Here is a 12770-nt window from a genome sequence, read left to right as displayed (position 1 = left end):
GATATCGCCTTCCGTTCCTTATGGGGCGCGTACGGTCAGTGCCCTGGAAGACGCACTCGCAGGAGGGGGAGCGGTGGGAATCAATGGCTGCGTAGAGCAGATCATGACGATTCCGGGGGCGCGGGGCGCGACCCTGGTCGACTGTTCCACGGGCCTGGCGGTGGCCGCGGTCGGCGGCTCCGGAGTGCTCGACCGGCACGAGGACGCGGCGGGCACCACCGACGTCGTCCGGGTGGTGCTGGCCAGCCCGGCGCTCAGCGCGTCGCCGGCGGGGGACGACGTCCAGGAGATCATCGTCTCCGGCGAGTTCGGCTACCACCTGCTGGTCTGCGTCGGGCGGGCCTTCGGCGCCCAGCTCTTCCTGCACGTCGTTCTCGACCGGGACAGCGGGAATCTCGCGTTGGCGCGGCTGCGGGTCCGGGAAATCGTCGATCTGCTCGCGGGGGGCCGTGATGACGTCTGAGTTCTCCGGCGCTCCGGGCGATTTCGCCGACGGTTCCCCGGTGCGAGGGGAATCCGCCGCCGCCGTCTCCGTATCCGCCACTGTCTCTGCTTCCGCCGCTTCCGGCGCGGTCACGTTGGAGCGGTTGCTGCTCCGGCTGGAGCGGGAGCGCTGTTCGGGCGAGGTGAGCTGCGGCATGGAGGGGCGGGTCCTGCTGTCGGACGGGCTGGTGTGCCGGGCCGAGTCCCGCCGCGCCACGCCGCTGGCCGCGCTGTGGACGCCCGACGGGCCGGTCGGGGAGCAGCCGTGGTGGCCCGGCCAGGGCGGGACGCCCGAGGACGCGGCGGGCGGGGCGGGCGACGCGTCCCCGCTGCAGGTCTACGCGTTGACGGCGACGTTCGACGCGATGGCGTTGCTGCTGGACACCGCCCGGTCGGCCGCCTGGCCGGGACGCCCCGACGGCGGTCCGGCCGACCGGGGCGGCGGTCCGGGGTTCGAGCCGGTGTTCGTCGCGGGACGGCTCGGACGGCGGACGGTGCGCTGCAAGGGCGTCCCGCCGACGGTGCTGCTGCACGAATGCGCCCGGCTGGCCGATCGCGCGGGCGGGTGGCCGCTGGCGCTGGCGGACGCCGCTCCGGTGGTGGCGCTGCGGCACGTCCACCGGCAACGGGTGATGCTCACGGCGGTGCAGGCCGAGGTGTCCCTCGCGGTGGACGGCCGCCGCACGCCCGCCGGGCTGGCCGCCGAGCTGGGCCGTCCGGTGGTGGTGTGCCTGGAGGCGGTGCGCGCGCTGACGGCGCTGGGGCTGGTCGAGCGCCCGGTGGTGGGCGTCGGCGGGCCGCTGCGCAGGCGGACGCGGCCCGCGGCGGGTCCGGTCCGGCCGCCGCAGGAGCCGCCGGTCGATCTGGAGACGCTGATGCGGCTGCGGGCCGCCCTGGAGCAGGTGTGACCGGCGGGGGACGTGAACGAGCGGTGAGAAGGAACATCCGAGTGAAAGGAGACCCCGTGTCGAACATGGACCTGTCCCTGAAGGACATGATGGCGATCGACGGCGCGATCGGCGCCGCCGTCGTCGACTACGGCAGCGGCATGGCGCTGGGCGTGCAGGGCGGCTCCAAGGCGCTGGACCTGCAGGTCGCCGCAGCGGGCAACACCGAGGTCATGCGGTCCAAGATGCGCACCATCGAGCAGCTCGGCATGAAGGACGAGATCGAGGACATCCTGATCACGCTCGGCGGCCAGTACCACATCGTCCGGCCGGTGACCGGGCGCAAGGGCAAGGGCCTGTTCCTCTACCTGGCGCTCGACCGCGGCCGGGCGAACCTGGCGCTGGCCCGGCACCACATGCGGGGCATCGAGGAGAACCTCGAGGTCTGACCACGCCTCGCGCGGAACGGGCCCGGACGGCGGTCGTCCGGGCCCGTCCTCGTGCCGGTCCCCTGGTGTCGTGGCGTGGAGGCGGAGGGTGCGCGGGGAACGATTCGCCCGGACGATCGTTAGTCTGGAGTGGCAGGACGTGGGCGGGTTTGGGGGCGTGGACATGACCGACCGGACCGGGAGCGGCCCGTACAGCGGCGGCTCGACCGGCGACGACGCGTCCCCGCAGGCGCCCGCCGCCGTCCCGAAACCCGCGGCTGAACCCCTCTCCGACACCGTGTCGGAGGCTTCGCCGGACGCGCCGGTCTCGAGTTCGGTCGCGCGGGCCGCGATGGACGGGTTCGGTGAGGTCTCGCGCGGGCTCGCGCCGGTCGCCGAGCGGGCGGCGCGGAGCGCGTCGGCGGCGGCCGAGCCGGTCCGGGTGATCGCCCGGCGGGCCGCCGACCAGGCCGCCGCCCAGGTCGTGGAGCGGCTCGCCCGCACCTCGGCGATGGAGGCGGTGGAGCGGGCCGCCCGGGACGCGGCGGTCAAGGTCGCCTCGGCGGCGGCCGAGAAGGCGGTGCGGGAGGCCGTCCAGGAGGCACGGTCCGTCGCGCGGACGGTCGCCGGCACCAGCCCGCTGGCGGGCACGGCGATCGAGGTCACCGGCACCCTCACCGGAACGGCGATGACGCTGGCCGAGCAGGCCGCGCAGCACCCGATGGCGGCGGCGGCGCGGCGGCTGGCCGCGCGCAGCCCGTTCGCAAAGGCCGCGACCGCGACGGCCCTGGACGCGGTCGCCGACGTCGCGGGCCGGACGGTGTCGGCGCCGGTCGTCCAGGCGGCGACCCGCGTGGTGGTCGACACGGCGATCGACGCCGTCGCCGACGTGGCCGTGGACGTCGCGCTCGACGTCGGCCGCGAGGTGATCGCGGACGTGGTGCGGACGGTGGCGCAGGAGGCCGCCAAGCAGGCGGCGCGGGAGCTGGCGTCCGGGGTGCGGGAGCAGGGCCGCCGGGTCGCGGTGGCCAGTCCGGTCGCGGCGGCGAGCGCCGATCTGGCGTCCTCGTTCGTCCTGGACGTGGCGCGTGACCTGGGAACCGGTGAGGCGGCACGGGCCGCGAGCGGGTTCTGGAAGGCCGCGGCGGGCAGCGCCCTGGTTCGCACGGCGGCCGGGCTGGCGGGGCAGGTCGCCGACCGGGCGCTGGCGCTGGCCGTCGAGACGGTCATGCGGGAGTTGATGCGCGAGGCGTTGAAGGCCGCGCTGAGGGAGTCGCTGCGCGGGCTCATGCGCGACGTGGCGCGGGAGGTCGTGGTCGAGTCCGTCCGGACGGGCTGGGCGACCGTCCTGCGCGCCGACGCCGACATGGACACCAATGCCGACATGGACGCCAATGCCGACGCCGATGCCGGGCCCGGGCCCGCCGGGGCGGCGCGTTCGGGCGGCGGATCGGCCGGGAGCAGGGCGGCGGAGATGTCGCTCGGCGGCCTGATGGGCCGGGTGGCGCGGGCCACGGTCGGCGCGGTCGCCTCGCACCCGGCGACGGGAACGGTGGTGACCTCGGCGACCGGGATCGCCGTCCGGGTCACGGCCCGGACCGCTCCGCGCGTGGTGCCGCGCGTGGCGGCGAGCACGCTCCGCAACGCCTCCCGGTACCGGGCGGGCGTGCGCCGCGCCGATCTTCCGGAGCGTCCGGCCGCCTCCCCGTCCCGATCTGCGGAGTCGATCTTCATGGTGGTGACGCGGACGGCCGGGGACGCGACGGCGGCCGTGATCCGCACGGCGGTGCGTCCCGCCGACCCCGCGCGGACTGAGCGGGCGGGACGCGACGAGGACGGCGGCCGGGAGCGCGCGGGAGACGCCTGAACGGCGCTCGGCGGCGGCCTCGCAGGGGCGGCGTTTCTGAGAGATCTATGAGAATCCGCTGGTCACAGCCTTGATCGCAGGGCGGCCGGTTACCGTGGGCGCATGGAGTCTGGTGCCGCGCGTGGGCGGATCCTGGTCGTGGACGACGAGCCGGCGGTCCGTGAGTCGCTGACCAGCAGCCTGGAGTTCGAGGGGTACGAGGTCGGCACCGCGGCGGACGGGTTGCTGGCCCTGGACGCCGTCGAGCGGGAGCGTCCCGACCTGGTCGTCCTGGACGTGCTGATGCCCCGCATGGACGGGCTGACCGCGTGCCGCCGGATGCGGGCGCGCGGCGCGACGATGCCGGTGCTGATGCTGACGGCGCGGGACATGGTCGGCGACCGGGTGACCGGACTGGACGCGGGCGCCGACGACTATCTGGTGAAGCCGTTCGAGCTGGACGAGCTGCTGGCGAGGGTGCGGGCGCTGCTGCGCCGGGCGGTGGACTACGGCCCGGCGTCCCGTCCGGATGGCGAGGTGCTGGCGTTCGACGACCTGAGCATGGACCCGCGCACCCGGGAGGTGACGCGGGAGGGGCTGCCCCTGGAGCTGACCCGCACCGAGTTCATGCTGCTGGAGCTGTTCCTGCGGCATCCGCGGCAGGTGCTGACCCGCGAGCAGATCCTGGAGACCGTGTGGGGGTTCGACTTCGAGCCCGCGTCCAACTCGCTGGACGTGTACGTGATGTACCTGCGGCGCAAGACCGAGGTGCAGGGGCTGCCCCGGCTGATCCACACCGTCCGCGGCGTCGGCTACGTCCTGCGGAACTCGTCGTGAGCGGGCTCGTCGTGAGCGGGCGGCGGCGTCTCCGCGTGGCTGGGCTCGGCGGCGGTGGGGCCCTCCGGTGCCGGGAGGGCGGCGGATCGTGCGGCGGCTGATGACGCGGCTGCCGCTGCGGGGACGGCTGGCGCTGCTGACGGCGCTCGCGGTCGCCGTCGCGGTGGCGGCGTGCGCGACGGTCAGCTGGTTCCTGGTGCGGGGCCAGCTGTACCGCGAGCTGGACGGACGGCTGCACGCGATGAGCGGCCCTCCTCCGGCCGGAGACCTGGGCACCCACCGGCCGCGCGGCTGGCCGGAGATCCGGGATGCGCTGACCAACTGCCGGTCCACGCCGGTCGGCACGGGCGAGACCCGGTACGCCGGCCCGTACGTCATCCAGCAGGCGATCGCCGCCGACGGGCGGGCGTGCGTGATCCAGGACCGGGGCGGGCTGACGGTGACCGAGGCCGACGCGCAGGTCGCGGCCGGGACGCGGCCGGACGCGCTGCACAACGGGAAGGGCGTCGACAGCCAGGGGAAGAGCGTCCGCGTGCGGATCCTGACGGTCGGCTACCCGGCGGAGGACGCGAGCGGGAACCCGGTGCGGTTCGCGATCTCGACCGCGATCCCGCTGGACGAGGCGGAGGGGCCGCTCGGCAACCTGGCGCTGCTGCTGGTGGCGGTGTCGGCGGCGGGGGTGCTGCTGTCGGCGGGCGCGGGCCTGATGATCGCGCGGGCGTCGCTGCGTCCGGTGGACCGGCTGACCGACGCGGCCGAGCACATCGCGCGGACCGAGGACCTGGACACCCGCATCCCCGAGCACGGGCACGACGAGATCGCACGGCTCAGCCAGGCGTTCAACACGATGACGGGGGCGCTGGCGGCGGCCCGTGACCGGCAGCAACAGCTGATCGCGGACGCCGGGCACGAGCTGCGCACGCCGCTGACGTCGCTGCGCACCAACATCGATCTGCTGCTGCGGTCGCAGGACAGCGGCCGGGAGCTGCCGCCGGACGCGCGGCGTCGGCTGCTGGTGAGCGTGAAGGCGCAGATGGTGGAGCTGTCGAGCCTGGTGGGCGACCTGCTGGAGCTGGCGCGTCCGGCGGAGGGGCAGCCCGCGCGGGAGACGGTCGCGCTGCACGAGGCGGTGGAGCGCGCCGTGGAGCGGGCGCGGCTGCGCGGTCCGGAGCTGACGGTCGAGCTGGACGCGTCGCCGTGGTTCGTCCGGGGCGATCCGGGTCAGCTGGAGCGGGCCGTGGTGAACCTGCTGGACAACGCGGTGAAGTTCAGCCCGCCGTCCGGGCGGGTGCGGGTGCGCCTGGACGGCGGGGAGCTGACCGTCCGGGACGAGGGCCCGGGGATCGCGCCGGAGGACCTGCCGCACGTGTTCGAGCGGTTCTGGCGGTCGCCGTCGGCGCGGAGCCTGCCGGGGTCGGGACTGGGGCTGTCGATCGTGGCGCGGGTCGTCGGCGAGGGCGGCGGGCGGGTGACCCTGGAACCGGCCGAGGGCGGCGGCACGGTGGCCCGGGTCGTCCTGCCGGGCAGCCCGGTTCGTCCGGACTGACGGGGTTTCTGAGGATTCGTCCGGCGGTCGGGGACGGGTTTCTCATCGGCCGTTAAGGAACGGCTCAGCGGTCTCCCACGCCCGTTTCCGACGGTGGTCGCATGAGTCACCTGGTCACCACGCGGAGCACGGCCGACCACGCCGCCGTCCCGTCCGGTCCCGGGCGTCCCGAAGGGGAGCCGGGCGGGCGGGAACGGCTGGTGGAGGTCGTGATCCCGGTCTTCAACGAGGAACGCGTCCTGTCCGCGAGCGTGCGACGGCTGCACGCCTATCTGAGCGACACCTTCCCCTACGCGTGGCGGATCACCGTCGCCGACAACGCCAGCACGGACGGCACGTGGCGGGTCGCCGAGGAGCTGATGGCCGAGCTGACCCGGGTCCGGGCGGTGCATCTGGACGCCAAGGGGCGCGGCCGGGCGCTGCGGCGGGTGTGGTCCGGTTCGGACGCCGACGTCGTCGCGTACATGGACGTGGACCTGTCGACGGACCTGGACGCGTTCCTGCCGCTGGTCGCGCCGCTGATCTCCGGGCACAGCGATCTGGCGATCGGGTCGCGGCTGTCGCGCGGTTCGGCGGTCGTGCGCGGTCCGCGCCGGGAGGTGATCTCGCGCTGCTACAACCTGCTGCTGCGGGCGACGCTCGCGGCGCGGTTCTCCGACGCGCAGTGCGGGTTCAAGGCGGGCCGGACCGAGGTCGTCCAAGCGCTGCTGCCGGTGGTGGAGGACCAGAAGTGGTTCTTCGACACCGAGCTGCTGTTGCTGGCCGAGCGGACGGGCCTGCGGATCCACGAGGTGCCCGTGGACTGGGTGGACGACGCCGACAGCCGCGTCGACGTGCTGCGCACGGCGCTGGACGACCTGAAGGGAATGGCGCGGGTGGGACGTCGGATGCTGACCGGCGGTTTCGGGGCCCCGGTGCCCGGGCGGTCACGTGCGCGGACGCACGCCGGCGGCGCGGAGGGTGGCGCGGCTGGTGAGCTGCCCGCGGGGATGCGGCGGCAGCTTCCGGTGTTCGCGGTGATCGGCGTGGTGAGCACGGTGGCGCAGCTGGTGCTGTTCGTGCTGCTGCGGCTGGTGATGGGGCCGCTGATGGCGAACGCGCTGTCGCTGGTGGTCACCACGATCGGCAACACCGCCGCGAACCGCCGGTTCACCTTCGGTGTGACCGGGTCGCATCGGGCGGTGCGGCACCAGGTCGAGGGCGGGCTGACGTTCCTGCTCGGGCTGGGGCTCAGCACCGGCGGGCTGGCGCTGCTGCACGCGGTGGCCGCGAACCCGTCCCGGTGGGTGGAGGTCGCGGCGATGGTGGCGGCGAACGCGGTCGCGACGCTGGCGCGCTTCCTCCTGATGCGGGCGTGGATCTTCCATCCACGCCGCCTGCGAAGCCCGCACCGCCCGGACGCCACCGCAGCCACGGCGAGCGCGAGGGGCGCTGCTGTGAGCGCGGTGCCCGGCGGGTCCGTGGAGGGGAGTGCGGACGCGTCCTCGCAGGTGGGGACTTCCGCAGAGGAGGCCGGTCGATGAGCGCGACGATGACGACCGGCGCACCGGAGGAGGCGCACCGGTCGGCGGGGGCACGGCGGGGACGGCTCGTCCGGTTCCTGCTGGGGCCGGAGGGTGATCCGGCGTGGGTACGTCCGGGGTTGTGGGCGGTCCTCGCGCTGGCGGCCGTTCTGTACGCGTGGGGGCTGTCGAAGAGCGGGGACGCGAACGCGTACTACTCGGCGGCGGTGAAGAGCGGCGCGCGGAGCTGGAAGGCGTTCTTCTTCGGGTCGTTGGACGCCGGCTCGTTCATCACGGTGGACAAGCCGCCGATGGCGCTGTGGGTGATGGGCCTGTTCGCCCGGGTGATCGGGTTCGGGTCGTGGAGCCTGCTGCTGCCGCAGGTGATCGAGGGTGTGGCGGCCGTGGCGCTGCTGCACGTGACGGTTCGGCGGGCGTTCGGCCCGGCGGCGGCGCTGCTGGCGGCCGGAGTCCTGGCGCTGACGCCGATCACGGTGGCGATCAACCGGGACAACAACCCCGACACCCTGCTGGTGCTGCTGCTGGTCGCGGCGGTGTGGGCGACGATGCGCGCGATCGACGACGGACGGGTGCGCTGGCTGGCGCTGGCGGCGTTCTTCGTCGGCTGCGGGTTCAACACCAAGATGCTCCAGGCGTTCGTCGCGCTTCCCGCGCTGGCGCTGGCGTACCTGTTGTTCGGCCCTCCGAGGCTCGGACGGCGCATTCTGCAGCTGCTGATCGCGGGCGCGGTGCTGCTGGTGTCGGCGGGTTGGTGGATGGTGGTGGTCGATCTGATCCCTGCGTCCAGGCGTCCGTACATCGGCGGCAGCACCGACGGCACGGTGTGGGACCTGGTGATCGGCTACAACGGCCTGGGACGGGTGTTCGGGCAGGACCGCGGCGGACGCGGCGGCATGAGCGGCGGCTTCCCTGGCGGCGCTCCGAACGGCGACGCGATCCCGGAGTTCATGCGGCGGGCCGGGGACGCGGCACAGAGCCGTCCGCCGGGCGGGGGGTTCGGCGGCGGGTTCGGCGGGCAGACGGGCACCGGCCGGTTGTTCGAGGCGCAGCTGGGCGGCCAGATCTCCTGGCTGCTGCCGTTCGCGGCGATCGCGCTGGTCGCGGGCCTGGTGCTGGTGTGGCGGCGTCCGCGCGCCGACCTGGTGCGGGCGGCGCTGGTGCTGTGGGGCGCGTGGCTGGCGGTGCACTTCGTGGTGTTCAGCTTCGCCGAGGGCACCTTCCACCCGTACTACACGACGGCGATGGCCCCGGCGATCGCGGCGCTCGTCGGCGGTGGTGGGGTGCTGCTGGTCGGCGCGTACCGGCGGTCGGCGCGGTGGTCGTGGGTGCTGCCGGCGGCGGTCGCGGTGACAGGCGTCTGGGCGTTCGTCCTGCTGAACCGGACGCCGGACTGGCATCCGGCGCTGCGCTGGCTGGTGGCGGCCGGGACGGTCCTTGCGGTGGCGAACCTGCTCGTGGGACGGCTGGTGCGCAAGGCCGGAGTGCCGTTCACGCTGGCGGGACTGACGCTGGCGCTGGTGGCGGGCCTGACCGGGCCGGGCGCGTACGCGGCGTCGGCGGCGTCCTCGCCGGTCGAGGGCGTGAACCCGCTGGCCGGCCCCGACAGCGGTCACGGCTTCGGCCCGGGCGGCCGTGGCGGCGACTTCATGCGGGGCCCCGGCGGCACGCCTCCCGGCATGGGCGGACGCCGCGGCTTCGGTGGCCCGGGCGGCGAGGTCAGCGACCAGATGGTCTCCTACCTGGAGCAGCACCGGGACGGCGCCCAGTGGCTCGTCGCGGTGAACAACGCGCAGGCGGCGGCGTCGATCATCCTGAAGACCGGGCGGCCGGTGATCGCCATGGGCGGGTTCATGGGGACCGACAAGGCGATGACCGTGTCCAAGCTGGAGTCGTACGTCCGGCAGGGGAAGCTGCACTACATCCAGATCTCCGAAGGCGGCATGGGCCCGGGCGAGATGGGCGGGTCCCAGGAGGTCGCGGCGTGGGTGAAGCAGCACGGGACGCTTGTCCAGCCGAGTGAGTACGGCGGGTCCGCGTCGTCCGGCTCGAGCGGCGGGTCGGGTGCGTCGCAGATGCCCGGCGGTTTCGGCGCGGCGCAGTTGTACCGGCTGGGCTGACGGGCCTCTTGGTGGGTTCGCGCGTGGGATCGGTCCCGCCGCGACGCCTGCGGCAGGCGTCGCGGCGGGTCCGGATCAGTTTCGCGGGGGCGAAGTGGCAGCTTGCCGATGCCCTGTGCGCCTTCGAGATCCAGCCCGCGAAACCAAGATATAGGCCGCTCTTGACCAGGGCGGACCTCTGGGACGGGACAGGCACGGTCCCGTGCGACAAGCTGGAGAAGTCCCTGTCCGAGTGGACTCCGAGTGGAAGGGACAGATCCTGTCCTCCCACCCCGGGGCGACGACGCCACGCTGTTCCTCTACAAGGCGTACGCCGACCGGTACGGGTGGGACTGGATCGAGCGCCTGGCCGATCAGGACATCGTCTTCCACCGCGGGACCAACAGCCCCGGAGAGGCGGTCGACAGCGGCGCCAAGCAGGTCGGCCTGGCCGGCGCCGAGACGGGTGGCGCGGACACCACCACCTGGGTCACCCCGCAAGGCGACCACCCCTTCCTGGCCTGGGGCCAGCGCGCGGCCATGTTCAGGAACGCCCGCCACCCTGCGGCCGCGAGGCTCTACCTCAACTGGCTGCTCACTCCCGAATGGCAGGCCGCCGGTCAGCACGGCTGGGGCGTACGCACCGACGTCACCCCCGTGGGGCAGGGAATCTGGGACGTCCCCAACGCCCACACCCGCGGGTTCGTCGACTTCATGGCCGACCGCGCCGCCGTCGAACGCTGGCGCCAGACCATGATCCTGTACTTCGGCGAGGTCTCCGGGCCGCCCACCCCCGGCTGGCTCGGACTGTCGCCCACCCGCCACGCCTGAACGACTCCGGTACCCCGCGATTCGTCCGGCGGGAGCGACGACGCGCAGCGGATCGCGGCGTGGGTCCAGGAGAACTTCACGCCGCGCACGATCGGCGGCGTGACGGTCTACGACCTGACAACGGGACGGTGATCCGTTCTCGGTAGTGGGGACCGCTGGATCAATACCTGATCCACAGGGCACGGCCTGACGCCAATAACGCGGTGACTTATCGAATTGGTGTCACTACACTCTGTGTCAAGTGTGAGGTTGCCGCACCGGGCTCGCCCGGCGGCCCAGCCGAGACTCGGAGGTTCCGATGTCCTTCATTCCCGCCGCCAAGCATCTTGCCGCCAGCATCGTCCTGTCCGCCGCGGTGGTGCCGGGCGCGACCGCGGCAGCAGCGTACGCGAGCAGTGCCAGAATCCTGGGACCGTGTGCGGTGAGCGTCGGAAATCCCAACCATGCCGGCAACCATGTGTGGATCGAGTCGCATTGGAACTGTTCCACGCAGCCTGCGGATGGTGGCACGAAGATTCATTTGAGAATCATCCGAGACGGTTCTGTGGTGAAGACCTCGGAGTTCTGGCGGAAGGGCCCCTTCGACCAGACCTACGGGACCGGCGTTGCCTGCGTTGGCGGCAGCCACACCTACATGGCTCATGCCTGGGGCTTTGACAGCGACCTCATCCAGTACCACGCTCACAGCCCGGAGTTGACGCTCCCCTGTTGACCACTGGCCGATCCGGTGGCGAGGGTCTGGGTACACGTGGCCTGAGAACAAGCACGTTCGCATGTCGCGCCCGGCAAGGACCGCGCCCGACGCACCAGAGCCCGTAGAGCGGGCCGCTCACGCGGTCCGCCCTTGGCTCTGTATGAAACTCCTCGACGCCGGGAGTCCGCGTCAGCTCGCGCTCTGCGTCGTGGGCATGCGGTTCCGCCTGTGAGGCTTCGCCGCCAAGCGGTCTGCGAAGGAGGAATCAGCGGCCCCGCAAAAGGGTGCACCAACTGCCCTTCGGGCCCGGTGGAATAGCAAGCTTTAGCCTTGGGGAGGAGGTCAAGTACTGGGTGGGTCACCGCGTCGGGGCGGTGGCGGGTCCGGAGGGGGAGTGATGGTCGACCGGAGCAGGTTGGACGAGGCGGGGATCGTCGAGCGGATGGCGGAGGTGCCGGAGTGGTCCCGGGAGGGTGAGGAGATCCGGCGCGCGTTCGAGGCGCCGTCGTTCGCGGCGGGGATCGAGCTGGTGGTGGCGGTGGCGGCGGCCGCCGAGGAGGCCGACCACCATCCCGACATCGACGTGCGGTGGACGACGGTCCGGTTCGCGCTCAGCACGCACAGCGAGGGCGGCCTGACGCGGCTGGACTTCGCGATGGCGCGCCGGATCGACGGGTTGGCCGCCGAGCACGGCGCGCGCTGAGAAGGGTCGGGCGGGGCCGGACGGTCTGTCGCGGTCCGCCGCCCGCGCCGTCACCGGGCCGCCAGGGAGGGTGCCCGGTGCGTGGCTCGGGTCAGTGGCTGGAGAGGCCGCCGTCGATGAACAGGGCCTGGCCGGTGACGTAGGCGGACGCGGCGGAGGCCAGGAACACGGCGGCTCCGGCGAAGTCGTCGGCGACGCCGTTGCGTCCGGTGAGGGTGCGGGCGGCGAGCGAGGCGACCAGTTCGGGGTCGGACTGGAGGCGCTGGTTGAGGGGGGTCATGACGAAGCCGGGCACCAGGGTGTTGGCGGTGACGCCGTGCGGGGACCACGCCTCGGCCTGGGAGCGGGCGAGGGCGGCGAGCCCGGCCTTGGACACGCCGTAGGCGCCGCTGGACACGAACGCGCGGTAGGCCTGCTGCGAGGTGATGTGGATGAGGCGTCCGTAGCCGCGTTCGGCCATGCCGGGACCGAAACGCTGGCCGAGCAGGAAGGGCGCGTCGAGGTTGACGGCCATGGTGGTGTCCCACACGTCCGGGGTGAGGTCGCCGAGGGGCGGTCGCAGGTTGATCCCGGCGGCGTTGACGAGGATGTCGGGTTCGCCGAACGGGCGGACGGCCTCGTCGGCGGCGGCGCGCACGGCGTCCCGGTCGCTGAGGTCGGCGCTGACGCGGGCGGCACGGCAGCCGAGGGCGGTGAGTTCGGTGACGGTGGCGTCGAGTTCGCTCTCGCGGCGGGCGACGACGACGACGGACGCGCCGGCGCGGGCGAGGGCCTCGGCGATGGCGCGTCCGATGCCGGAGCTGCCGCCGGTGACGACGGCGACGCGTCCGTCCAGGGAGAACAGGCCGGTCAGGTACGCCGGGGGCGTGTGGGGTGCGGAGTGGTCCATAAGACCG

12 protein-coding genes are annotated in these 12770 nt (G+C 73.5%); 11 read left to right on the top strand and 1 reads right to left on the bottom strand.

What is annotated here, in order from left to right:
* Nucleotides 1-103 precede the first annotated feature (103 nt).
* From P696_RS0103395 to P696_RS0103345, 11 genes are all read left to right on the top strand, one after another.
* Complete coding sequence (locus tag P696_RS0103395) at nt 104-463, top strand: hypothetical protein (RefSeq protein WP_026411224.1); 360 nt, start codon at nt 104-106, stop codon at nt 461-463.
* Between the two features lie 124 nt (nt 464-587).
* The gene (locus P696_RS42990; RefSeq protein WP_157429490.1) at nt 588-1391 is read left to right on the top strand and encodes a hypothetical protein; all 804 of its coding nucleotides are present in this window, start codon (nt 588-590) and stop codon (nt 1389-1391) included.
* Between the two features lie 65 nt (nt 1392-1456).
* The gene (locus P696_RS0103385; RefSeq protein ID WP_425394127.1) at nt 1457-1819 is read left to right on the top strand and encodes a hypothetical protein; all 363 of its coding nucleotides are present in this window, start codon (nt 1457-1459) and stop codon (nt 1817-1819) included.
* A 163-nt stretch (nt 1820-1982) separates the two neighbouring features.
* Entirely contained in the window at nt 1983-3665 is a 1683-nt protein-coding gene (locus P696_RS0103380) for a hypothetical protein (RefSeq protein ID WP_157429489.1), read from the top strand.
* Between the two features lie 102 nt (nt 3666-3767).
* A complete protein-coding gene (locus tag P696_RS0103375; RefSeq protein ID WP_026411221.1) occupies nt 3768-4481 on the top strand; it encodes a response regulator transcription factor in 714 nt (237 codons plus the stop codon).
* Nucleotides 4482-4581: 100 nt separating this feature from the next.
* Nucleotides 4582-6027 (top strand): sensor histidine kinase, encoded by a 1446-nt coding sequence (locus P696_RS0103370; protein WP_211245593.1) that lies wholly within the window; start codon nt 4582-4584, stop codon nt 6025-6027.
* 101 nt (nt 6028-6128) lie between these two features.
* Nucleotides 6129-7550, top strand: coding sequence for a glycosyltransferase (locus tag P696_RS0103365; protein ID WP_084336711.1), 1422 nt, complete (start codon nt 6129-6131; stop codon nt 7548-7550).
* Nucleotides 7547-9667, top strand: coding sequence for a glycosyltransferase family 39 protein (locus P696_RS42985; RefSeq protein ID WP_245627482.1), 2121 nt, complete (start codon nt 7547-7549; stop codon nt 9665-9667). The genes P696_RS0103365 and P696_RS42985 overlap by 4 nt, the downstream gene beginning before the upstream one ends.
* 243 nt (nt 9668-9910) lie before the next feature.
* On the top strand, nt 9911-10477 hold the full coding sequence (locus tag P696_RS42980; protein WP_051466705.1) for a hypothetical protein: 567 nt from the start codon (nt 9911-9913) through the stop codon (nt 10475-10477).
* Nucleotides 10478-10775: 298 nt separating this feature from the next.
* Nucleotides 10776-11189 (top strand): hypothetical protein, encoded by a 414-nt coding sequence (locus tag P696_RS55630; RefSeq protein ID WP_157429488.1) that lies wholly within the window; start codon nt 10776-10778, stop codon nt 11187-11189.
* A 379-nt stretch (nt 11190-11568) separates the two neighbouring features.
* Nucleotides 11569-11874, top strand: coding sequence for a 4a-hydroxytetrahydrobiopterin dehydratase (locus P696_RS0103345; protein WP_026411218.1), 306 nt, complete (start codon nt 11569-11571; stop codon nt 11872-11874).
* A 91-nt stretch (nt 11875-11965) separates the two neighbouring features.
* On the opposite strand, the gene P696_RS0103340 is transcribed toward P696_RS0103345, so the two are convergent.
* The gene (locus P696_RS0103340) at nt 11966-12763 is read right to left on the bottom strand and encodes an SDR family NAD(P)-dependent oxidoreductase (RefSeq protein ID WP_026411217.1); all 798 of its coding nucleotides are present in this window, start codon (nt 12761-12763) and stop codon (nt 11966-11968) included.
* Nucleotides 12764-12770 lie beyond the last annotated feature (7 nt).

Origin of the sequence: Actinomadura oligospora ATCC 43269, assembly GCF_000518265.1 — a bacterium.
GTDB lineage: Bacteria > Actinomycetota > Actinomycetes > Streptosporangiales > Streptosporangiaceae > Spirillospora > Spirillospora oligospora.
The sequence above is the reverse complement of the archived record's forward strand: the minus strand, read 5'-3'. Positions and strand labels throughout refer to the sequence as shown.